This window comes from Streptomyces sp. NPDC014006, from assembly GCF_043088925.1.
Lineage (GTDB): Bacteria > Actinomycetota > Actinomycetes > Streptomycetales > Streptomycetaceae > Streptomyces.
Genome location: NZ_JBICAJ010000021.1, coordinates 43,373 through 65,192, shown reverse-complemented (window position 1 = coordinate 65,192; position 21,820 = coordinate 43,373). Strand labels below are relative to the sequence as shown.

Annotated in this window: 20 protein-coding genes and 5 pseudogenes; 7 read left to right on the top strand and 18 right to left on the bottom strand. The window is 69.5% G+C overall.

Translation table 11 applies throughout. From position 1 onward, the window contains the following. Positions 1-400: 400 nt before the first annotated feature. Entirely contained in the window at positions 401-1,969 is a 1,569-nt protein-coding gene (locus ACF1GV_RS39635) for a DHA2 family efflux MFS transporter permease subunit (protein ID WP_391691482.1), read from the bottom strand. 606 nt (positions 1,970-2,575) lie between these two features. Here ACF1GV_RS39635 and ACF1GV_RS39630 point away from each other — a divergent pair. Beyond that, a complete protein-coding gene (locus ACF1GV_RS39630; RefSeq protein WP_391691468.1) occupies positions 2,576-3,094 on the top strand; it encodes a hypothetical protein in 519 nt (172 codons plus the stop codon). Between the two features lie 3 nt (positions 3,095-3,097). On the opposite strand, the pseudogene ACF1GV_RS39625 reads toward ACF1GV_RS39630, so the two are convergent. Continuing rightward, a pseudogene (locus ACF1GV_RS39625) lies at positions 3,098-3,971 on the bottom strand (IS5 family transposase). A 17-nt stretch (positions 3,972-3,988) separates the two neighbouring features. Between ACF1GV_RS39625 and ACF1GV_RS39620 the strand changes: the two are divergent. Continuing rightward, positions 3,989-4,864 (top strand): annotated as a pseudogene (locus ACF1GV_RS39620) (transposase); the annotation flags it as partial. A 648-nt stretch (positions 4,865-5,512) separates the two neighbouring features. Then, positions 5,513-6,010, top strand: a complete 498-nt coding sequence (locus ACF1GV_RS39615; protein WP_391691465.1) for a hypothetical protein — start codon at positions 5,513-5,515, stop codon at positions 6,008-6,010. Between the two features lie 193 nt (positions 6,011-6,203). Here the strand turns inward: ACF1GV_RS39615 and ACF1GV_RS39610 are convergent, their stop codons facing one another. Next, positions 6,204-6,512, bottom strand: coding sequence for a hypothetical protein (locus ACF1GV_RS39610; RefSeq protein WP_391691462.1), 309 nt, complete (start codon positions 6,510-6,512; stop codon positions 6,204-6,206). A 345-nt stretch (positions 6,513-6,857) separates the two neighbouring features. Here ACF1GV_RS39610 and ACF1GV_RS39605 point away from each other — a divergent pair. Then, positions 6,858-7,179: pseudogene (locus tag ACF1GV_RS39605) on the top strand (transposase); the annotation flags it as partial. A gap of 44 nt (positions 7,180-7,223) precedes the next feature. Here the strand turns inward: ACF1GV_RS39605 and ACF1GV_RS39600 are convergent. Next, complete coding sequence (locus ACF1GV_RS39600) at positions 7,224-8,075, bottom strand: alpha/beta fold hydrolase (protein ID WP_391691459.1); 852 nt, start codon at positions 8,073-8,075, stop codon at positions 7,224-7,226. A 103-nt stretch (positions 8,076-8,178) separates the two neighbouring features. On the opposite strand from ACF1GV_RS39600, the gene ACF1GV_RS39595 reads away from it, so the two are divergent. Beyond that, a complete protein-coding gene (locus ACF1GV_RS39595; protein WP_391691456.1) occupies positions 8,179-8,592 on the top strand; it encodes a winged helix-turn-helix transcriptional regulator in 414 nt (137 codons plus the stop codon). 50 nt (positions 8,593-8,642) lie between these two features. On the opposite strand, the gene ACF1GV_RS39590 is transcribed toward ACF1GV_RS39595, so the two are convergent. Continuing rightward, positions 8,643-9,026 (bottom strand): hypothetical protein, encoded by a 384-nt coding sequence (locus ACF1GV_RS39590; RefSeq protein WP_391691453.1) that lies wholly within the window; start codon positions 9,024-9,026, stop codon positions 8,643-8,645. A gap of 49 nt (positions 9,027-9,075) precedes the next feature. On the opposite strand from ACF1GV_RS39590, the pseudogene ACF1GV_RS39585 reads away from it, so the two are divergent. Then, positions 9,076-9,177 (top strand): annotated as a pseudogene (locus ACF1GV_RS39585) (IS5/IS1182 family transposase); the annotation flags it as partial. Positions 9,178-9,351: 174 nt separating this feature from the next. Here ACF1GV_RS39585 and ACF1GV_RS39580 read toward each other — a convergent pair. After that, on the bottom strand, positions 9,352-9,804 hold the full coding sequence (locus ACF1GV_RS39580; protein WP_391691450.1) for a hypothetical protein: 453 nt from the start codon (positions 9,802-9,804) through the stop codon (positions 9,352-9,354). 293 nt (positions 9,805-10,097) lie between these two features. Between ACF1GV_RS39580 and ACF1GV_RS39575 the strand changes: the two genes are divergently transcribed. Then, a complete protein-coding gene (locus tag ACF1GV_RS39575; protein WP_391691448.1) occupies positions 10,098-10,658 on the top strand; it encodes an alpha/beta fold hydrolase in 561 nt (186 codons plus the stop codon). 218 nt (positions 10,659-10,876) lie between these two features. On the opposite strand, the gene ACF1GV_RS39570 is transcribed toward ACF1GV_RS39575, so the two are convergent. The 12 genes and pseudogenes from ACF1GV_RS39570 to ACF1GV_RS39515 all read right to left on the bottom strand — a co-directional run bounded on the left by ACF1GV_RS39570 (position 10,877) and on the right by ACF1GV_RS39515 (position 21,819). Further along, the gene (locus ACF1GV_RS39570) at positions 10,877-11,200 is read right to left on the bottom strand and encodes a nuclear transport factor 2 family protein (RefSeq protein ID WP_391691445.1); all 324 of its coding nucleotides are present in this window, start codon (positions 11,198-11,200) and stop codon (positions 10,877-10,879) included. 90 nt (positions 11,201-11,290) lie between these two features. Continuing rightward, positions 11,291-11,428: an excalibur calcium-binding domain-containing protein gene (locus tag ACF1GV_RS39565; protein WP_391691442.1), complete on the bottom strand. Its 138-nt coding sequence runs from the start codon at positions 11,426-11,428 to the stop codon at positions 11,291-11,293. 56 nt (positions 11,429-11,484) lie between these two features. Then, positions 11,485-11,580: pseudogene (locus tag ACF1GV_RS39560) on the bottom strand (IS5/IS1182 family transposase); the annotation flags it as partial. A gap of 228 nt (positions 11,581-11,808) precedes the next feature. Then, on the bottom strand, positions 11,809-13,257 hold the full coding sequence (locus tag ACF1GV_RS39555) for an FGGY-family carbohydrate kinase (RefSeq protein ID WP_391691439.1): 1,449 nt from the start codon (positions 13,255-13,257) through the stop codon (positions 11,809-11,811). Between the two features lie 6 nt (positions 13,258-13,263). Continuing rightward, a complete protein-coding gene (locus ACF1GV_RS39550) occupies positions 13,264-13,977 on the bottom strand; it encodes a GntR family transcriptional regulator (RefSeq protein ID WP_391691436.1) in 714 nt (237 codons plus the stop codon). 35 nt (positions 13,978-14,012) lie between these two features. Next, positions 14,013-15,062, bottom strand: coding sequence for a hypothetical protein (locus ACF1GV_RS39545; RefSeq protein ID WP_391691433.1), 1,050 nt, complete (start codon positions 15,060-15,062; stop codon positions 14,013-14,015). Further along, complete coding sequence (locus ACF1GV_RS39540; protein WP_391691430.1) at positions 15,059-15,817, bottom strand: cyclase family protein; 759 nt, start codon at positions 15,815-15,817, stop codon at positions 15,059-15,061. Before ACF1GV_RS39540 ends, ACF1GV_RS39545 begins: the two co-directional genes overlap by 4 nt. 92 nt (positions 15,818-15,909) lie before the next feature. Then, complete coding sequence (locus tag ACF1GV_RS39535; protein ID WP_391691427.1) at positions 15,910-16,923, bottom strand: ABC transporter permease; 1,014 nt, start codon at positions 16,921-16,923, stop codon at positions 15,910-15,912. Then, the gene (locus ACF1GV_RS39530) at positions 16,923-18,491 is read right to left on the bottom strand and encodes an ATP-binding cassette domain-containing protein (RefSeq protein ID WP_391691425.1); all 1,569 of its coding nucleotides are present in this window, start codon (positions 18,489-18,491) and stop codon (positions 16,923-16,925) included. The genes ACF1GV_RS39535 and ACF1GV_RS39530 overlap by 1 nt, the downstream gene beginning before the upstream one ends. Before the next feature lie 6 nt (positions 18,492-18,497). Then, positions 18,498-19,691: a sugar ABC transporter substrate-binding protein gene (locus ACF1GV_RS39525; RefSeq protein ID WP_391691422.1), complete on the bottom strand. Its 1,194-nt coding sequence runs from the start codon at positions 19,689-19,691 to the stop codon at positions 18,498-18,500. Between the two features lie 34 nt (positions 19,692-19,725). Then, a complete protein-coding gene (locus ACF1GV_RS39520) occupies positions 19,726-20,568 on the bottom strand; it encodes a cyclase family protein (protein WP_391691419.1) in 843 nt (280 codons plus the stop codon). 36 nt (positions 20,569-20,604) lie between these two features. After that, positions 20,605-21,819, bottom strand: coding sequence for a CaiB/BaiF CoA transferase family protein (locus tag ACF1GV_RS39515; protein ID WP_391691417.1), 1,215 nt, complete (start codon positions 21,817-21,819; stop codon positions 20,605-20,607). Position 21,820 lies beyond the last annotated feature (1 nt).

The window sequence follows — 21,820 nt, the reverse complement described above, 5'->3', positions numbered from 1 at the left end:
ATGGGAACGACGCGACGACATCCACGAGGCCTTCCTCGGCCTCGCCGTCTGCCTGATCACCCACCGACACGTCCAGAGGCTTTGTTAGGACCAGTAAGTCCGCCGGGCGTCATATCGGGAATCGTATGCACACCTGCTCGGCATGGATCATGCCTACCTGCGCGAGGCCGCAGCTGCCAACCCGTCGCTGTAGACGTCTGTGATACGGAATCTGGTGACCGAGGCCGAGAGGGCGACGCCCTCCCGATGGCCGGCAGACCACTGGAAGGGCCGCGCGATTTGCTCGGGGACAACCGGGACGGGACTTCCTCCGGTGAGCTGCGGTCAGGGGCGCTGGCCTCTGGAACAACTCTGAGGAAGGATCCGAGTGGACGTGTGGCGTCATGTGCGTACGTGAGAGTCATCGGCGCACTCGACGACAGAATGCGAGGAACCCGCGGCGGTCCCCCGTCGGCCGTCCACGTGTGATGGCGGGCGGGGCGTCCAGCGCGCAGTGCAGGGGGCGTTGTTCGCCGACGGCTCTTCCTGGGCCAACATCGGTACGGACAGGCCGATCGGGGTTGCGGATGATGGCGGCGGCGAGCAGCCCGGCCAGGACGCACAGGGCTCCCGAGATCAGACAGGCGGTGTCGAAACCGGCGGAAAAGCGGCTCGGATCCAGGTAGGCCGCCCCGGTGAGCCCCGCAGCGGCAGGAAGCACCGATACAGCGATCAGACCGGCAGCGCGGGCGACGTCGTTGTTCACCGCTGACGCCGCGCCCGCATGCCGTGCCGGCGCGGTGGCGAGGGCAGTGGCCGTCAGCGGTGCAACGGTCGTGGCCAGGCCCAGAGCCAGCACCAGCACGGCCGGCAGCACCTCCGTGACGTAGTCCGCGGCCGCGCCCACCCGCGTGAACAGCGCGATGCCGCAACCGACCAGGACAGGACCGATGCTCATCTGCGACCTGGGGCCGATCCGCGCGGCCAGGGCACCCGAGCGAGCTGAGAGCAACAGCATCACCATAGTGAGCGGCAGGAGCGAGATGCCGGCCTCCAGGGCCGTGTACCCGGACACCTGCTGCAGTTGCACCGGCACCAGAAACAGTGCACCGCCGAGAGCCCCGTACAACACGAAGGTGACCGCGTTGGTGGCGTTGAACTGAGCCGAGCGGAACAACTCCAAAGGCAGCACCGGGTTTCGTGAGCGACGCTCCCACAGCACGAAGGAGCCCAGCAAAAGCGCCCCTGCGGTCAAGCTGCCCAGGACCACCGGACTGGTCCAGCCGTTCGACGGTGCCTCAATAAGCCCGTACGTGATGCCCACCAGCCCCAGGGTCACCAGCGCCCCGCCGAGCACGTCCACGCGCTCGGGAGCCTGCGGGTCCCGGGATTCCGGGACGTGGAGCGTCGAGATCGCGATCACGGCGGCAGCCACCGGCAGGTTGATGGCGAAGATCCACCGCCAGGACGCCGCTTGGATCAGCCAGCCGCCCAGAAAGGGACCGATCGCTGTGCCGACACCACTCAGTCCCGACCAGGCGCCGATCGCCTTCCCCCGGTCGTCGGGTGCGAAGGTGACCTCCAGGATGGCCAGACTGCCTGGAGTGAGGAGAGCCGCGCCAACGCCCTGCAGCGCCCGGGCGGCGATCAGAGTAGGGGCGTCAGGTGCCAGTCCGCACATCAGCGAGGCCGCGGCGAACCAGGTGACCCCGATGAGGAAGAAGCGTCTGCGCCCGTATCGGTCGCCCAGCGCGCCGGCCACCAGCAGCAGGCCCGCCAGGGTCAGGGTATAGGCGGTGACCACCCACTGGAGCGCGGCCAGCCCGGCGTGGAAGTCCCGGCCGATGGCAGGCAGCGCGATGCCAACGACGGTTGCGTCGATGGAGGCGACCGCGGAACCCAGCACGGCCGCCGTGAGCACCCAACGCCCCTGTCCACTCGCATACGCGAGCCCGGCGCCATTGCCGGGGACGGCAGTCCCGGTTGTCATGACCTTGGCCACCTCCTGGGATTCTTCGACTGCCGCCGGACACGGACACGGGCACCGGCCCGTGGCCGCCGTTCCGGTGCCTGGACGTACGCTTCGCGATCACAGCCGCCTGGTTCATGCCGATTGTCGGCGGTCAGACACGAACACGAGCCAAGCGCAACGCCGAAAAACGGCTTTTGCGGCAATCATCAGACCAGTCATGCGCAGGCTTCCTTATAAAAGCTCCTGTCTCATTCAAAAAACCTACCGGTTCAGGCGACGTTGAGAACGCACGCTCCGGTGTCCCCCTCACCCCTGCACACGCCCTGCTCAGACCGACTGTCACCGCGTACCACACATCATTCAGCCTCCACGGCCCCTATCCCGCCGACCTGTCCGACGAAGTCTGGCGCGAGGCCCGCAACGGCATCCGCGAACCCACCCACGACCTGCGAGGAGGCCGACGGAACCGGCGTCGTTGTGGCCTACTAGGGCGTGTTTCAAAAGCGTCGGCCAGCCACCGATGTCATCGTTCGCTACGAGGCCATCGCATGCTCTGACGCACCAACATGCACCAGTGCTATGTTCCGATCGCGGACCGAACGGCAGCTGGGTACGGGGGCTTGGGTGGCTTTGCTGGAAGCGCTGATCACGACCGTTACCGGAGCGGCCTCGGCGACCGTGGGAGTGCTGGTAGGCGGGGTCGTCACCAGACGGGGCCAGGACCATCAGTGGTCGCGGGATCAGCAGCTGGTTGGTTACCAAGAACTCCTCGGCCACTACGCCAAGTTCACGATGGTGATCAAGCGCGCACACGCCGACCGTCGCGGCTGGGACTATGACTGGGCGGAGTGGAGCGCCGTTCTGACGAAGGTCAGCTTGATCGCTCCCGCGGAGGTCGCGGGCCAGGTCGACACCTTCGGCCAGTCGGTCGACCGCTTCTTGGACCGCGTGGCGCGAGACGTCGATCCGGTCCGTGCGCCACTTGGCGAAGAGGAGTTCCGGGAGGCCGGCGCGGAGGTGGCCCAGGCGCAGATGCGACTGGTCAAATGCGATGCGGCGATCACTGGGAGGGGGGGGCGGAAGGCGCTGACCTTCTGGATTGGAGGGTCGCACGCCGGCCCGGAGAATCGCGGGCCGTTGTAGCGATCACAGCCACTCGTTAATGACGGCGATGGTGACCGTCGCCTCGTGGCGGACGGCCAGCTTGTCATACCTCGTGGCCACCGCCCGGTGACGCTTGAGGCGGTTGATCCCGCACTCGACGGCGTGGCGCTCGCGGTAGTCCGCCTTGTCGAACTTCGGTGGGCGACCGCCGAGGGCGCCCAGCTTCTTGCGGTTGCGGGTCTGGTCGGTCTTCTCAGGAATCGTGCAGCCGATGCCGCGTCTTCGCAGGTAGCCGCGGTTGGCTCGGGACCCGTAGGCCTTGTCGGCCCGGACCCGGTCCGGTCGGCAGCGCGGCCTGCGACGCCCACGCGCGGCACCCGGATGCGGTGCAGGACCGGCTGGAACTGGGGGCTGTCGTGCCGCTGACCGGCGGTGACCAGGAAGGAGAGCGGCTTCTGTCCGTGCTCGACCGCCAAGTGCACCTGCGTAGTCAGTCCACCGCATGAGCGTCCGAGCCCGTGGTCGGCGGGCTCGACTGCGACTCCGCCAGGTATGTCCCGCTGCAGATCCCCCTTTTGCGGGCGCCTGCGGCGTGCTGATGCGCTCGCGCGACCGTGGAGTCCACGCTCACGTCCCAGCTGATCAGGCCTTTCGCGTCGGCCTCGGCCTGCAGTTGGGTGAGGATTCGCCTCCAGGTGCCGTCGCGCTGCCAGCGCCGGAAGAGGCCGTAGACGGTCTCCCACTCGCCGTAGCGTGCGGGAACGTCCCGCCAGGGCGCACCGGTCCGCGTCCGCCAGCGTATGCCGTTGATCAGCTGCCGCTTCGACCAGACCGGAGGCCGCCCCGGCTTCTCGCTCACCGGCAACAACGGCTCCAGCCTGGCCCATTGCTCACTCGTCAGATCTCCACGCCCCACGAGTAGATCATGGAAGACTGGGCCGGCTCCGTTCGGACCGGGTCATGCGCAAGCCCGTCCCCGTGCCATGGATCTGCCCGCCGCAAGGTGGTCGTCCGCCCAAGCACGGAGGCGAGTTCGTCTTCGGTGACCCGGCCACGTGGGGAGAGGCCACCGCGGTCACCGTCACTAACACCGACCGGTACGGGACTGCGACCGCACAAGCCTGGGACCGCCTCCACCCGCGGCTGACCCGCCGGGCAGCGTGGCTCGATCACGTGGGCCCGTTGCCGATCATCGAGGGCACCGTGATCCGGTTGACGGTCGCGCAACTGCCCAGCGGCGGCGTGAACAAGCCCGTCTGGCTGTGGTGGTCGGGCACCGGTGGCGCCACGGACGACGTCGACCGTTGCTGGCAGGCATTCCTGCGAAGGTTCGACGTGGAGCACACGTTTCGGCTGCTCAAGCAGACGCTTGGCTGGACCAGGCCCCGTCTGCGAGATTCGGAAGCGGCCGACCGCTGGACTTGGCTCATCCTGGCCGCACACGCCCAGCTCCGCCTCGCCCGCCCGCTCGCGCGCGACCTCCGACGGCCGTGGGAGCGGCCGGCAGAACCGAACAGGTTCACCCCGGCCCGAGTGAGGCGGGGGTTCAGGAACCTGTGGGCGAAGACGGGCACGCCAGCCGGTGCACCGAAACCCACCCGGCCCGGCCCCGGTCGCCCGCTCGGTTCGAAGAACCGACAACCCGCCACGCGCTACGACGTCGGACGAGTCCTCGCCACCGGCGAGTCCTACACCCGACCCGCGCACCACAAGCAAGGAACCAAGCCCCGGCGCACTGGCGAGACGACCCGTCCGACGCCCAATCCGGGGCGCGAAGCCGTCCCCGGATCTGGCATGCTGACCCCGTGAACAACAAGCTCAGAAAGGACGATGCCGCGTAATCGGCCGTCCCAAGTCCGCGCCTCCGGACGTCACCCGAGGCGGCAGACGCATGAAACACCAACACCCGGGTTGCCGCGTGGCTCCGGCAAGCTAGCCGGAGCGGTTTCCCGCCTCGAACACGATCGGCTCTGGCCTGGGGCGATAGCCCAGGCCTTGCAGCAGTGGTCACGAACAGCCCACCGCCCCAGTCGTGCTCTCTCCGGCGGTTGCGGTTGCCCTTTGTGCAACCCCTTCTACACAACCGACGAGCGGGAAGTTCTGGAAGCGGCAATGCACGCTCTTCCGCCACAGGAGGCGCGTGAACTGCGGCGTCTGGTGAAACCGCTCGACGACCTCTACATCGCCAAAACTTGGCCCGACCCCTTCGCCTCGCCCGACGACGGATGGTGGGCAAGAAGCTGTTGGGGATAGACCTGCGTCGATCGTTGCCCCAGCACCGTCGCCTGCCCAGCGGAGTCGTTAAACGACAAGCTTAGGGTCTGTTGCGAAAGTGGACCTTGGTTGTGCCGACAAGGATGCGACTTCTGCAAGAATCGCACCTCCCAGCGCAAACGCGGCTCTGGGTGGCGGCGGCGAGCGACGCCAGGCGGCCGCTCTCGGAGATGGAGTAATCGCGTGGGGTACTGGGGTTCTCTCATCGTCGTCCGCCATCGGCACCCGCTGAACGGGGCGTCAGCCTTCACCGACGGGGTGCATATGGAGCTGCTTCAGGAGCGCGCCGATGACTGGCGGCTCTGGTCGTTGGAAGGGCAGACCTCACTCGACGAGGAGACTCTCATCGAGCTTGTGGAAGTCACTGGCCGCCCTGTCCTTGCCGGATTCGTCATGGACAGTGACTGCCTTGTGCTGGAAGGCCGGACCAGGGACCAGGCAACCTGGCGCGCATGTCTCGACCGGACGGCTATGTCCGCCTACATGGCGGAGGGCGGCCAATCCGTCGACGATTGGTTCCTGGGGCCGGAGGAGGCTGCGGAGCGCGCTGTGGCCTGGGCACGGGCGGCTGGCCTGACCCCCCTGCCCAAGACGATCGCCGATGCCCTGTCGAAGCGGTCCGACCCGTTCGTGGAGGATCTGTTCCAGGAGTTCCTGGACGGCCTGGGCATTGAGCGCTGAACCGCCACAGGACCAGCTCAGCAGCGATCGTTCTTGGCCTCGACCCGCCGCTATACCGCTCCGCCGTCGCCCCAAGCTGCTTCCCAGCCGACCCCAGACGTACCGTCAGACGAGGATGCTGTTGGTCTCACGCTGCGCGGCAGTCGCTCGGAGGAGGCGGCCCAGGACTACGAACTCTGGCGAAGCGTGCTGATCACAGCCACTCGTTGATGGCCGCGACGAGGACAGTAGCCTCGTAGCGGACCGCGAGCTTGTCATAACGGGTGGCGACGGCCCAGTGCCTCTTGAGGCGGTTGATCCCACACTCGACCGCGTGGCGCTCGCGGTAGTCGACCGGGTCGAAACGTGGCGGCCGGCCCCCACGGGAGCCGAGCTTCCTGCGGTTACGGGCCTGGTCGACCTTGTCGGGGGATGGTGCAGCGGATCCCCCGGCGGCGCAGGTAGGCGCGGTTCGTGCGGGAGGCGTACGCCTTGTCAGCGCGCACTCGATCGGGACGGACACGCGGCCGGCCCGTCCCGATGCGGGGCACGCGGACCTTCTCCAGCACCGGTTCGAACTGCGGCGGGTCCCCACGCTGCCCAGCTGTCACCACGACGGGCATGGCCATGATCAAGGCGTGCCGCCAACGCCCCTGTGACCGCACCTTCAGACCAGCAGGGGGCTTCGTGGCCAGCAGGAGACTTGCCGAGTACCTCGGTTCATGCTCAGGTGCAACGTGGCCGGCACCCCTGGTGGGGCACCGGCCGCGTCCTGCCGTGAGGTAATGGTGGAGTCGATCTGGACCAGCCAGTCGATGTCTCCGGCCGCGTCAGCCCGGGCCTGTATCTGCTGCAGGGCCCGGGTGAAGATGCCGTCGAGGGCGTAGCGGCGGAAGCGGCCCGTCGCGGCCGACGGCGGCGTCGACCGGGCAAGCTCCACGGTGACAAGGGCTACGACTACAACCACCTGCGACGCTGGTTACACGGTCGCGGAATCACACCCCGTCGCCCGCAAAGGAACAGACTCCAGCCGGCGGCTGGGCCGGCACCGCTGGACCATCGAACGCACCATGGCCTGGCTTGCTGGCTGCCGACGCCTCCACCGACGCTACGAACGCAGGGCCAGCCACTTCCTGGCCTTGACCAGCATCGCTTGCACCCTGATCTGCTACCGCCGTCTCGCCAATTGAGATGACTTGTCATAGGCGTGCATCGAATGTCAGCTCCCGCCCGGTCACGCTGCTTCCGCGTCCTCACCGGCCAGGAACGGATGCAGCAGCGTGAGCAGGGCGCGCGGCCGGTGCAGCGGGATGATGTGGCCGCAGTCTTCGATGACGCGTCCGGAGAGATCGTCGGTGACCGGGCGGAGTTGGCGTTCCAGCGCAGCACCGACGGGCCGGGCGCCCAGGGCCATCGTTGGCACCGTCAGGCGGGCAGTGGCGACCGCCTGCTCGATTTGTACTGCGCTCTCCGGAAGGGCTCGGTAGTACGAGAACGCGCAGCTCAACGCCTGGCGGCCGGTGTATGCGCGGACGAAGGCGTCCCGGAGGGCGGGGCGCACCCCGTCGCCGAGCGTGCCGGCGCTCAGGAACCAGTCGACGTAGGCGGCCTCGTGGCCCTCCAGCACGGTCTCGGCGAGGCCAGGCTCGGCGGAATGGAAGCCGAACCACCACGGCGGCCCGTCGGCGAGGAAGTCCTCGGCGCCGGGCAGCCTGCCCAGAAGGGACTCCATGACGACCAGGCGCCGGACGAGGCCGGGGCGGCGCAGGGCGAGGAGGAAGGCCGGCGCGGTGCCCGCGTCGATGCCCACCACCGCGGCCGAGGACACGCCGAGCGTGGTGAGAAGCCCCGCGGCGTCCTCGGCCAGGGTGCCCGCGTCGTACCCGGAGGCGGCACGGCTGCTCGCGCCGAACCCGCGCAGGTCAGGCGCGATGACGCGGTAGCGGCCGGACAGATCGGCCATGACGTCCGTCCACAGCTCCCAGGTGTGCGGGAAGCCGTGCAGCAGCAGGACGGCCGGGCCCGACCCGGCGAGGGCGACGTTCAGTTCGACACCGTTGGCAAGGACGCGTCGCAGCTCGGGCATGGAGGGGCTCCAGGTAAGTGGTGAGTGATGGTGACCAGGTCACGCTAGGCAACTATGCTGGTTGGCCCAAGATGGCACTTTTCCTTCAGGTGGTGAGTCCCGGGTGACCACGTCGAGGCCCGACGGAAGTGACCAGCGGCCCGGTGACCGCGGTGACCTGCTGGATCCGCGCTGCCCGACCCGCCAGTTGCTCGACCGTATCGGCACCAAGTGGACGTCGATGGCGGTCAAGGTGCTGGCCGAGGAGGCTCCGGGTGAGCTCCGTTTCGCGGAACTTCGGCGCCGTATCCCGGGCATCTCACAGAAGATGCTGTCCGTCACCCTGCAGAGTCTGGTCCGCGATGGCCTGGTCGCGCGCCGCGTGGAACCCACCGTGCCGCCCGCCGTCCACTACCGGCTCACCGAGCTCGGCCTGTCCCTCGAAAGACCGCTCTCCGCCCTGCGGGACTGGGCCGAGACGCACATGCCGGAGATCGACCGCAGCAACCAGCTCGCCGACGAGTCACCCTCCAACTGAGCGTTGGCCCGTAACTGCTTACTGCAGTGAGCCGGTAGCGCCCGCCCGTGTCAGCCGAAGGTGAGGTCGACCTCCTTCTCAATGCAGAGTCGCAGGACGACCACCAACTGGCGGGCGTCGTCTCTGTGCCGCTGGAGAAGCGGGTCGGTGCTCCCGCCTTGAGGCTGGCCGGCGATCTCCTGCAGGCGGGGCAGGATCGCCGCGCACTGGGCCGGCGTGAGGTCGGGGCCGTCGTCGTCGGGATGATTGAGCAGTGGTGCCAGGGTGGTGAAGGCGTCGTTCCACGGGCGGTGTCCGCCGAAGCCGTGCATCTCGTCCAGGGCGAAGCCCTCGGCCTGCGCCAGCCACCGCCGGAACGCTCCGAAGCCGGAGTAGGACCAAGAGACGTCCGGGCTGCTGGTGTCATCGTCTCCCGGGAACAGAACGAGCCCCACAGGTCCTCCTCGTTGACCGAGCACCCAGGATCGCCTCGAGCTCACTGGGGTGAGACCTCGGAAGTCCGGCAGGCTGGTCACCGCGCTGCGGCGTGAGGGTGCCGACCCGGTCCGCAAGGGCCGGCCCTTGAGTCTGCGGCTTGAGGACCAGGAGAACCACCAGGATCTTCCGGGTGGTCCGCATCTGATGGACCGCGTACTCGGGCATGACGGGGTGTGGCGAGGGTGCGTGCCCGGTGTCTGTGAAAGCAGGGAGGCCGCCCCGAACCGGAACGGCCCCCCAGCATGCGCCCCGCTTCAGTCCGCAGGGGTCACGTGCGTGCGGTTACGAGGAGACGCGGGGCAGATTGTAGTCGCAGACCTTCTCCGACCCCTTCACCAGACACACCGAGATGTCCAGCCGCGTGCCCTCCTTGATGTCACCGGTCACCCACTTGGTGGTGTACGGGGAGGCGTGCCCCGCTGTCGAGGCCGAGCGGTAGATCCAGGGGTCCGAGACCGTCCCCATGACGCCCCAGCCGTCGGCCCCGCCGTCGTATGCCTGCAGTGCGTCCCCGGGCTTCTCGCCCAGCGGGTCCGCGTTCCAGGTCACCGCGCCGGCGTACTTGCCGTCGGCGTAGAGGGAGACGACCACCGACTTGCCGTCCTGGTACCAGATCGTGTCGGTGGTGAGCCGGGGCGCCGCCGAGGCGCTGCCCGCACCCACGCCGATCGAGAGGCCGACCGATACGGTGGTCGCCGCCAGCACCGTGCCTATCCGGCTGCGTGTTTTGAACATGAAGTTGTTTTCCCCCTTGGAGAGTTGAACAGTCGGCGTGATCTTAACCCCCGCGTGATCACAATGTGGTCCTGCCTCTCTCGAAGCGTCAGTGCCGGGTCTTACCGGCAAGGGCGGCGGCCAGGCGGACGTTGTGCTCACCTCGCCCGAGGACGGGGTGCCGGTGCTGTTCGTGGAGGTCCGTACGGGGGCACTTGGTTCACCGTTCGGGTGCCGGCCGGGTCCCTCCTTGCGAAGACATCTGTCCGCAGCGGGTAACACCGGCTTGTCGGACGGGGCGAGGGAGGGTTGCCATGGCAGGGACTCAGCAGATCTTGTTCATCCAGGGTGGCGGCGCGGGCGCGCACGACGCGTGGGACGACAAGTTGGTCGACAGCCTGAGGCGAGAGCTCGGGGACGCGTACGAGGTCCGCTACCCGCGGATGCCGGACGAGGACGACCCGAGCTATGCCCGGTGGGGCCCGGCGATCCGGCGCGATCTGGCGAACCTCGGGGACGGCGCGGTCGTGACGGGCCACTCCGTGGGCGGAACGATCCTCGTCCATGCACTCGCCGAGCAGCCGCCGACGTGCAGGCTTGCAGCGATCGTACTGATTGCCGCCCCGTTCGTCGGCAACGGCGGCTGGCCGGGCACCGAGTTCGAACTGCCCGGCGATCTCGGCGCGAGACTGCCGCGCGGGGCGCCGGTGCATGTGTTTCACGGACTCGAGGACGATATCGCCCCACCGCTGCACGCCGACCTCTATGCTCGCGCGATTCCGCAGGCACAGGTGTACCGACTGCCCGGACGCGATCACCAGTTGGACAACGACATGAGCGAAGTGGCCAAAGTGATCGGCCCCGGCAATCCCTAGAGCCCGCAACCCGCACTTCGGTAGACGTAGCGCTCCTCACCCAAGGTCGCCGGGGGCACCCGCCGTCAGCGACCGCCTGGACGACCTCCGCAGCCACGGCACACGTCCGCCGCCGGAACGGGAAGCGATCCCCGCGAGCGGGGCCGGCCGACGCCGCCCCACCTGCCGCGCAGCCGACACCGGCTTGCGCGGGTCCGCACAAAGGAACGAGGCGGGGCCTACGCCTGGCCGGTCTCGAAGCGGGACACTTTGCCGTCGTCGACGGTGAAGTGCCACCTGGTCCGCATCTCGCCCCAGGTGTCGTTGCGGTAGCGGGCGACGAGCGCGCGGCCGTCGTCCGCCTCCGACTCGATGTCCATATGCCCACGGGTGGAGAACACCTCCCGGTCGAGCCAGTCGCGGACGTCGCGGTCGGTTCCGTCGTCGGCCATGGTCGCGCCCGGCGTCAGAACGTCGTACACGGTGCTCCGGTCGCCCGCGTTGAGGGCCGTGACGAAGGCGCGTACGGTCGGGTCGCTGAGCTGGTTCACGGGAATCGTCATGCCCTACCCGTACACCGGAACCCCCCGGCCCCGTCGCACCCCGGCCATGGCCGTCGCTCCAACAGCGGTTCGGCCCGGCTGCGGGGGCGGTCAGGACCAGTCGCTGGCCTTGCCGTCGCCGGCGCGGTCGAGCCCTGAGCGGTAGCCGGGCAGGCCGGAGTGGATGGGCGCCTGTTGGAGGGTGACGGACCAGCACTCGAAGGCTGCCGCCGGCAGGACGCGGTTCACTCAGGGTTGGCTGGAGTCCCACGACGACGAACTGCCCACCCCGGACATCGTTCGACTGCTCGGAGGTGCACCCGGTCCTCGAACGGCAGGCTCCAGGGGTGGACCTTGCGCACCGGGTCCGCACCCTCCCGCCGCACTGTGGTGATGAGCCCGTCGGTGGAAGCGGGATGGCTCCTGGCCTCGGTCCTGACCCGGCTCCAGTACCTGGCCGACGCGAAGGGTGCAATCACTTGGGACCTGGGCGTTGATCCAGGACCCGACTCCAGCGACGGACGTGAGCCGGGCACGGCTCGTGGCCCCGGAACCACGGACGGCACCGCCCGGGCGAGGGCTCCTCGCTGTCGCCTGCCGGCCCCGCGGACCGCGTCCTCGCACCAGGGCTATCCGTCCTTGGCGCGTAGCCACCGCCGGTAGAGCTCGTCATAGCGTGCCGCGACAGGAGGCTGTGGGGCGAACCGGCGCAGGCCGCGTTCCGTGTGTGCCTGCGCCGCCTCAAGGCTGGGCTCCAGTCCCGCCGCGACCAGTGCCAGCAGCGCGGCACCGTGCAGGCTCGCATCGGGCTCCGAGCTGGCGTCCACGGGCCGGCCGAGAACATCCGCCCGCAGCTGCACCAGTTCAGGTGAGCGTGACGGCCCGCCGGCCAGCACGATCGGCGTGTCGGAGGCGTCGTCGCTCAAGAGGGTGTCCACGGCCTGACGTACGACGTACGCGGCGGCTTCCTGCGCGGCGCGCAGGAGGTGGGCGGGGCCATGATGCTCGGCGAGACCCCACAGCCCGCCCCGTTCCCTCTGGTCCCAGCCGGGGAAACGGCTGCCCGTGAGCAGCGGCGACATGGACAGTCCGTCGCTGCCCGCGGGGATGGCGCCGAGCGCGGGACCCAGCCGTTGCACAGCGGCGGTCGGGTCGCCGAGTCCCAGCAGGCGGGCCCAGTAGGCCAGCGCTCCGCCGGTCATGCCGGTCGCGCCGCCGCAGGTCCACAGCCCGGGAGTGAGGTAGGGGTTGAGTACGGCAGCAGAGGGGCGTTCGTGCGGGGATGCGATGACCCGGGTCAGTACGTCGGTCGTACCGGCCACGTCGACGACGGCGTGGGGGGCCGAGCCTGCCACGGCGGCGGCGCCGACCGTGCCGTCGGGGCCCCCGGCGGCCACCGGCAAGCCCTGGGGCAGGCCCGTCATGAGGGCGGTGGTCGCGGTGACGGCACCGACGATGTCCGTCGCGGCGTGCTGCTCAGGGAAGTGCTCCGGCCCCTTTCCCGCGATGGCGAGCAGGCCGGGGTCCCAGGCCCGGCGCGTGACGTCGCTGCCGAGCGTGTACGCCGCGCTGGTCATGTCGGTGGCGGCCTGGCCGGTCAGACGCAGCACCAGGAAGTCCTTGGGTGCGAGCGCCCATCGGACGCGCCGGTGCAGGGACGGGTCGGTGTCCTTCAGCCAGTGCAGGAGGGGGACGGCCCCGCCCGTGACCGCGGGGCGGCCGGTCAGGCGGAGGGTGGCCGGGTCGGGCCAGGCGGCCGTGACCTCCCGCACGCCACGGGAGTCGGCCCACCCGCCGGCCCGGCCCAGCGGGTGGCCATGCTCGTCGACCAGAACCTGACCGACGTGCCCCGCGATGGCGAGACACCGCAGTCGCGGGCGGGCGGCATCATCGGTGACGTGACGCAGGACGTCGCACAGGTCGTCCCACAGCCGCTCGGCGTCGAAGGTCTCGGTGCCCTCGTCGGCGCCGCGCCTGCTGCGAGCCTGAAGCAGCCGCTGCCCGTCGGACGCCACCAGGGCGGCCCGCACCTCCGATGTGCCCACGTCCACGGCGCACACGACGCCGCCGGTCGCCATGGTGCGTCACCTCTCCAGTCTGATGAGCAGAGGGAATTGGGGTCGGCTCCAGCTGTGCGCGAACTCCACCGGCCCGGTCCCCTCGCCGTGGGCGAGCCGGGTGATGGCGATGAGCGGGGTGCCCGGTGGCACCTGGAGCAGTGCCGCCTGCTCGGCGCTGGCCGCGGCTGCCGACACCTCCTGCTCGGCCCAGGTGAGTGTTATGCCGAAGCGGTCGGCCAGGGTCCGGTAGAGGGAGCCGTCGATCAGCTCGTCGTCGGCGAGAGAGGGCGCCAACCCATAAGGGATCCAGGAATCCTGGATGGCCGCCGGCTGTCCGTCGACGACGCGCAGTCGCAGCAGCCGGATGACCTTCTGGCGGGGCTTGAGGCCGAGTCTGTCACTGACGTCCTCGGGTGCGTCGGCGACCTCGCGCAGGTGGACCACGGTGTCGATGACGGCGTCGCCCCGGCCGATGTCCTCGCTGTACGGACCGAGGCTGTGAACCTTGCGGAAGGTGGCCTGACGGTCGGCCACGAACGTGCCCGCGCCACGGCGGCGGACCAGTCGGCGTTCGTCGGTGAGGCGGCCCACCGCCTGCCGCACCGTCATTCTGCTGACGCCGTAGTGTTCCGCCATCTCCCCCTCGGACGGCAGCCGGTCACCGGGCCTGAGGGTGCCGCAGGACAGCTGCCTGTCGAGGTCACGGTAGATCACCTCGTACATGGGCAGTCGTGCCACGCGGTGCCTCCTTCGGGTCGTGTTGCACGCTTTGGTTACATGATGCCCGCGAACGGCAGAATCCCGTGCGTAGGCCGGCGGGTCGGTACCTCGCCGCGCGCCCAGCCGACCGCGGCCAGGCTTCCGTCGCCGCGACGCACCCACACGTCCAGTCCGATCCGTGTGCGGGAGCCGTCACGCTCCACCTCACGCACCGCCCCCGCGGCCTCGATGTGGTCGAAGGCGCTGACGGGCCGCAGAAACTTCACATGCAGCCAGCCGGTCCGAAACCACTCGGCGCCGAAGGCGCGGGTAAGCAACTCGACTACGTAGCAGACGAGTTGCTGCCCCTGGACGATCGGTAGCGGGAGGCCCCCGGCACGTGCGGTGGCGAGGCTGTCGTGGATGTTGGTGACGAACTCGCCGATCCGGGAGAAGACGGCCATCTGCTCGAACGTGATCTCCTTGCGCAGCGGCTCCAGCCCCATGCCGAACAGCGCATTTCCGCCGAGACGCTCCGCGAGCGGCAGGGAGGTGTCGAACTCGTCGCTGACCCGTCGGCCGGCGGCCTGGCCGGCCGATCCGCGTCCGGCCACCTCGCCCGGCGTGGTCCGCATGATCTCGACACCGCGGTGGCTGACCAGCGTGCGGTCCTCCTCGTCGCGGGCGTCGGCCTCCATGACGACGTACCCCTGCCCCCGCCGCTCGTACTTGTCCACGTAGCGTCCGGCGAGCCGGACCCGCTGCCCGACCAGGACGGGCCGGTGGAACCAGAGCTCCTCCTCGGTGTGCAGGCCCACCACCTGGCTGGCCGCGAAGTGCAGGGTGAAGAGCTGCAGCAAGTCGTTGGCGAGCAGTCCGGCGTGGCCTATGCGCGGGCCGTCGGGGCCGGCGCGCAGGTACCAGTCGTGGTGATCGTCCTGCGTGAACGCGAAACGCTTGACCTTGAGGTCGTCCACCAGCAGGTCGACCGGGCCGAACTCCTCGGGAATGACGATCTCGTCGAACACCGGCGGTTTCAGACCCGCCTCGAGGTCCTTCTCGTGTGCGGCGCGGGACGGGTCGGTGAGGTTGCGGCCGAGAACCGCCGTGTGATGTGCGGTCATTGCACTTCTCCGTCCACGACGGCCACCGCGCGCAGCGGGGAGCCGGTGCCGTGCGCGATGCGCAGCGGGAACGCCAGGAAGAAGCTGAGCGCCGGCAGCCGGTCCAGGTTGGCCAGGTTCTCGATGATGAGCACGCCGGCGGACAACAGCACGTAGTGCGCCGGCAGTTCACCGCCTCCGCCGTCGCCGCTGTCGAGGCTGACGCAGTCGGTCCCCACCGCCCGCACGGATCGCTCGCGCAGCAGCTCGGCCGTCTCCCGCGCGATGCCCGGCCAGTTCTGCAGGTGGGCGAAGCCCGCCTCGTGCAGGCCCCAGCGGGTGCGGGCCCACTGGAAGTCCAGCAGCACGATGTCCCCGGCCTCGAAAGGCCCGTTTTGTTCCTCCCAGTCACACAGGGGCTGGGGGCCGACCATCTCGTCGGGGCCGGGCGGCGGGTCCAGGGTGACGGTCGCACAGCGTCCGGTGAGCGCGGTGAGCGCAAGCTCGTCGACGCTGGCGCGGGCGTGGGGGCCCTCGATCGGGAAGTGGCAGGGGCTGTCGACGTGGGTGCCGGTGTGCTCGCCGAGCACGAGCTGGTTCATGCGGGCGACGTCGCCCATCGACAGCCATCGATTCTGGAAGTACTTGGCGTGGGTGGGATAGGTGGGCATGCCCTCTTCCAGGGTCCGGCTGAGGTCGACCAGTCGGGCCCCGGCGAGTATCTCGCCCAGTGCCCGGGCGGTCTTCGGGCCGTGCCCCGCCGTCGGTGTCCGCATCCCGTCCTCCTTGGCGAAGTGCGCAGGACGTCGAGTGGTTCGGTGCCCGGGCGCCGCAGGAGGCTGCGGTGCCCCGGGCGGTCGGGCGCGTGTCATCCGGTGCGTACCTGACGGGTCTCCTGCCGGGCGACCAGGACGGCGATGATCAGCACGCTTCCGTTGAAGATGGGCTGCACCCAGAACGGCACCCCCAGCAGACTCAGTCCGTTGAATCCGATGGCCAGCAGGGTGATCGCGACCAGTGCTCCCAGGACGTTGTAGTAGCCGGGCCGGTAGGTGGCCACCCCGAGGAAGGCCGCGGCGTAGGCGGGCAGCAGCAGGTCGGGCCCGTAACCGGGGTTGGCCGATCCGGCCTGGGCGAGAGCGAAGTTGGCCGCGATGCCCACGATCAGCCCCGCGGCGGCGAAGGAGGTCATGCGCATCCGGTTGGTCCGCACGCCTGCCAGGTAGGCCACGCGCTCGGAGCCACCGATGGCGTACCAGAAACGGCCATAGGGGGTGTGTTCCAGAATGTAGAAGAGGATCAGGGCGAGCAGCAGGGTCAGCCACACCGCCAGCGACAGGCCCAGGAAGTCGTCGGATGCCAGGGACGTCAGGGCGGAGGGGATGTTCTCGAAGATGACTTTGCCGTTGCTGATGCCCTGGGCCCCGCCGCTGAGCAGGATGCCGACGCCGAGGGTGGCGATGAAGGAACTGATCTTGAAATAGACCGTCAGTACGCCGTTGACCAGGCCGACGAGCAGGCCGACCACCGGGCCCGCGCCGATGACGAGCACCGGATTGCTGGTGTGCTGGGCCACGACGGCTTCGAGCATCGCCAGGAATCCGATGAGATACCCGACGGACAGGTCGAACTCCCCGATGATCAGGGGCATCAGGACGGCCAGGGTCATGGTCGCCGTGACGGCCTGTACGAGAGCCACGTTCTGGAGGTTGCTGGCGGTCAGGAACCGGTCGGAGGCAAAGGTGAAGACCACCACGAGCAGGGCGAGGAGCACCACTGTCTCGTAGCCGCTCACCCAGGACAACAGCCGGGCCGGCGCGAGGCGTTCGCGCCCGGGGTGCTCGGACGCGGCATCGATGTGCCGTATGGTCTTGTCGGTCATCACAGGGCCTTCGTCATCAGGTTCTCGGCGGTCATGGCAGGCCCGGAGATCTCCTCGGCGAGCCGCCCCTGGTGCAGCACCAGGACCCGGTCGCACAGGCCCGCCATCTGCTCGGGTTCGGTAGAGGTCATCAGGACGGCGATACCGCTCACCGCGGCGTCGCGGATGGCGTCGAACATCACCTCGCGAGCGGCGGGGTCGACACCGTAGGTGGGGTCGGCGAGGACCAGTACGCGCGGCCGCATGCGCAGCAACCGGCCCAGGATGACCTTCTGCTGGTTGCCACCGGACAGCCGGCCGAAGACGGTCGACGAGTCGGTGGGCCGCACGTCGAGGTAGGAGACGACCTGCCGGACGGCCGCACGCATCGCGGCCCGCCGGTGCCAGAACTTGCGTGCTTCGGGGAGGACCACGTTCTCGCTGACGGGGAGAGTGTGGATGCCGCCCTCATGGAGCCGGTCGGCGGGCAGGTACACCAGACCGTGGCGGATCGCCAGCCTCGGCGGCAGTGTGCGGGGCAGCCGGTGTCCGGCGACCTCGATGGCGCCCCCGCGGCGCTGTTCGGCACCGGTGAGGAGCCGTGGCAGCTCTTCCAGGCCGCTGCCGCGCACCCCGATGACACCGACGATCTCGCCCGGCATGAGGCTGAGGTCGAGTCCGTCGACATCGTGTCCGCTCACGCCCTGCACGCGAAGCACCGGACCGGTTTTCCGCTGCGGGAGCGGGGCCCGGTCGCGGCTGTCGGCCGTGTGCCCCCACAGGGCGGCGATCCCGGTCGTGCCCCGGACGGCGTCGGTCCGGGGCCCGGCGTGCGTCTCGTCGGCCGGGCGAGACGCCTGGGCGGTACCGCGCATCATCCGTACGATTTCGGAGCGTTCCACCTTGGCGGCGGGCCCCTCCAGTACCAGCCGGCCAGCGTCGAGCACGGTGACCCGGTCCGCGTAGGCCAGCTCGGCAAGCCGGTGGGTGACGGCCAGGACCGGCAGGCCGCGGTCGGCGATGTTTCGCACGTGCCGCAGGAAGGGCTCGGCCTCGGCCTCGGGCAGAGCAGCCGTGGCCTCGTCGAGCACCAGCAGCCGCAGGTTCTCGCCGGCGGTGCGCACGGCCAGCTCCACGCTGAGCATGGCCCGCTCGGCACCGGTGAGGCGCCCGGCCAGTTCCCGGCTGCGCCGCTCGAGCGACAGGTCGTCGAGCAGCCGCTGGGTGTCGGCGCGAAGCGTGCGCCAGGCGATCCGGCCGGGCACTGCGCGGGGGTAGCCGGCGAACAGGGCCACGTTCTCGGCGATCGTCAGCCGGTCCACCAGCGGGGCCTCCTGATGGACGACGCGCACCCCGGCCGCCGCGGCGGCGGCCGGGCTCCATCCGCTGGTGACGTCCCGGCCGTCGATCAGAATCCTCCCGGCGTCGGGTACGTACACCCCCGTGATCGTGCGGACCAAGGTCGACTTGCCGCTGCCGTTGGCGCCGAGCAGGGCGTGAACCTCGCCGTCCTCAACGGTCAGGGACACCTCGCTCAGCGCCGCGAAGGTCCCGAACCGCTTGGTGACGCCGTCCAGAGCGGCAGTCATCGGGCATCACTTCCACAGTCCGTCGAACGTCTTGGGGTAGTCGAAGGAGGCGTGCCAGTCGGAGCCGGACGCGGGCGCGTTGTCCTTGTCCAGCACGACGAAGGGCAGGTTCTCGCCATGCGGCTCGGCCAGTGGCTTCTTGGTGAGCAGCCGGGATGTCTGGTCGAGCATCGCGTAGCCCATGTACCGGTTGTCGTAGGCGGCGTCGGCGACCTGGACGTGCGACTTGCGCACGAAGTTCAGGTTCTCCTGGCTGCCGAGCACGCTGATCAGGCGGACCTTGTCGCCCAGGCCGGCCTGGGCGATCGCCGGCACGACCGCTGCCGCCGCCGGGTCGTAGGGGATGAAGACGTAGTCGACGTCAGGATGCGAACGCAGGTAGCTGACGACCGACTGCGGCAGCACCTGGGCCACCTGGTTGCCCGTGAAGTAGCGCAGCGGCTGCACCGTGCAGTCCTTGCACTTCTTCAGTTCGTCCAGCAGCCCCTTCTGCAGGGCCAGCACGGACGGGAACTCCTTGTCGGAGTAGACGACGATGTTGGCCTTGCCTTTGGAGTCGGCCTGCACCCACTGCGCGGCCTTCGTCCCGAGAGCGGCGTAGTCGGGCCCGACGTCGAAGGCGTAACCGAGGTTGCTGCCGGACGGCTTGATGGGCGGGTTGGGCGAGTCCAGACCGTTGGAGCCCGCGCCCACCGCAACCCCGGCACGCTGCGCCGCCCTCAGCCCGTCCTGGACCGCGTTCGGGTCGATGGCGATGTTGAGGATGATGTTGGCGCCCCAGGACAGGGCGTTGAGCATCTGGGCGTTCTGCTTGTCCGGCGTACCGCCGCCGTCCAAGACCCTGACCTGCCAGCCGAGCTGCTTGGCCGCCTGCTCGGCGCCCGTGGCGGGCGACACACAGCCGCTGAGGATGCTCAGGCAGGTGATGACGGCGACCTTGAGGTGCTTGGGGGTGGTGACCGGTGCGGTCGGGCCCTGGTATTTCGAGGGTGATTCGGTGGTCGCCGCGCTGTGCAGGTCGTCCCACTGGTCGGAGTGCCAACCGGCGCCCAGGGCCGCGGCGTTCTGATCGCCCTGAGGGTTGCCGGAGGCGGTCTGGGCGTGGGAAGTGGCACCGGCCCACGCGGTGCCGGCGGCGAGGACGGCTGCCACCGGAAGGGCGAGGACGGTGTGGCGTATGCGTCCGCGGGTGGTCTTCATGATGGTGCGTCTCCTGTGACGGGCGGATGGTGGATCAGGCGATCGCGACGGGCCGTACGGGCGAGCCGGTCGCGCCGGTGATGGCGAGTGGGAGGCAGAGCAGCAGGAACTCATGGACTGCCGCCGCGGCGAGTTCCTCGAGGTAGACCCATTCCATGAGGGGGATACCGAGGTCGCGGATCAGGAGCCGGTGCACCGGCTGGGGTTCGCCGTGGACGCCGGAGGGGGAGACCTCGACGGCTGCCGTGTCACTGCCGACGGCGGCCGGCCGGTACTGGGCGAGCATGCGCGCACCGTCCAGGTCGAGCCCGGCTCCCTGGACCGCGGCCATCGCCTCGGTGTCCGGCCAGTGCTTCATGGTGCCGGTGCGCAGCAGCACCACGTCGCCCTCCTCGATCCGCACCTGCTGCCGTTTGAGCGCCAGCAGGATGAGGTCCGGGTCGATGTGCTGGTGGGGCCGCAGCGTTTCACGCCCCAGCGCACCGGGTGCGTCCACGAGGACCGCCCTGCACAGCAGGGGTGGCAGCGTCGACGCGTCGTGGGTGAGGGGGCCGTAGTCGCCGAGGTACTCGTGCGCTGAGTAGCCGCCGTACCACTCGTCGTTCTCACCTGACGTGATGTGCGCCAAGGCGTCGATATGAGTGCCGGAGTGGGCGCAGAACGAGAGGATTTCGGAGATGAACCCGAACCGGGAGGCGTTGTCCCGCAGAAACTCCAGCTCGCCGCGGGCGCCTTGGGCGCGCTCACCGGCCGGTGTCCGGAACGTGAGGACCTGGAACGGCGGGTGCCCGGGTGCCAGCGGCATCCCGGGCCACCACCCGGAGGACAGGTCGAACACCCGGCCCTGACCGGCCAGGGCAAGGGCGGAGGGGTCCACGCGGAGATCCGTGGGGCGGTGCGCGGAGGTGTTCACTCAGATCACCCCCCGGGACTTCAGCCGGGTGATCTCCTCCTCGGACCGTCCCAGCAGCTCCCCGTAGACGTGGTCGTTGTCCTCGCCCACCAGGGGTGGTGCCTTGCGCACCGACCCGGGAGAGGCGGTCATCTTGATCGGGATGCCCGGCAGACGCAGGGTGCCCAGGACGGGGTGCTCGACGTCGAGCATCATCTCCCGAGCCTTGATCTGCTCGGAGTCGACGACTTCGGGGATGTCGCTGACCTTCCCGAAGGGGATGCCGGCCTCCTGCAGGACCTGCGCGATCTCGTCGCAGGGGCGGCTCTTGGTCCAGGCGGCCACGGCTTCCTCGAGCTCCTCGATGTGCGCCATACGGCCCGGAACCGAGGCGAACCTCTCGTCCTCCAGGAGGTCCTCACGGCCGATCGCCCGGCACAGCCTGGGAAAGAGAGGGTCGGTGCCGGCGTGGATGTAGACGTAGCCGTCGACGGTGGGAAAGACGTTCGCCGGGCCGGTGAGCAGGTCGCGCGAACCGTTGCGCCGCGGATGCTCGCCCAGCATGGCGTACGCACTGGGCCGCGTGCCCAGAGAGGCGAACAGCGCGTCCAGGGACGCCACGTCGACATGCTGTCCCTGACCGGTGCGGTCCCGGTGCAGCAGGGCGAGCATCGCCCCCATCGCCCCGTGGAACCCGGCGATGTAGTCGGCGATGTACGTGCCCGTCAGGGTGGGCTCACCGTCCGGCGCACCGGTGAGGCTCATCAGCCCGGACATGGCCTGCGCGATGGCGTCGAAGAGGGCCCGGCGAGCGAGCGGCCCGGTCTGCCCGAAGCCGGAGATGGACACCAGGATGATGCCGGGGCGCAGCTCCTGCAGTCGCCGGTAGGGCAGGCCCATCGCTTCCATGGTCCCGGGACGGTAGTTCTCCACCACGATGTCGCTGCGCCGGACCAGGTCCTCCAGCAGCGCCAGTGCCTCGGGGCGGCGGGTGTCCAGCGTGGCCCCGTACTTGTTGCGGTTGTAGACCATCGTGTAGACGCTGTGCTGCCGGTGGAAGGGTGCGTGCTTGCGGGCGTCCTCGCCGCTGGGCCGCTCGATCTTGATGACCTCGGCGCCCATGTCGCCGAGCAGCTGGCAGCACAGCGGTCCCGCGATGAACCGCGACAGGTCCAGCACCCTGATTCCGTCCAGTGCGCCGGAAGCGCCGGTGTCGCGGGCGGTGCTGTCGGTCATG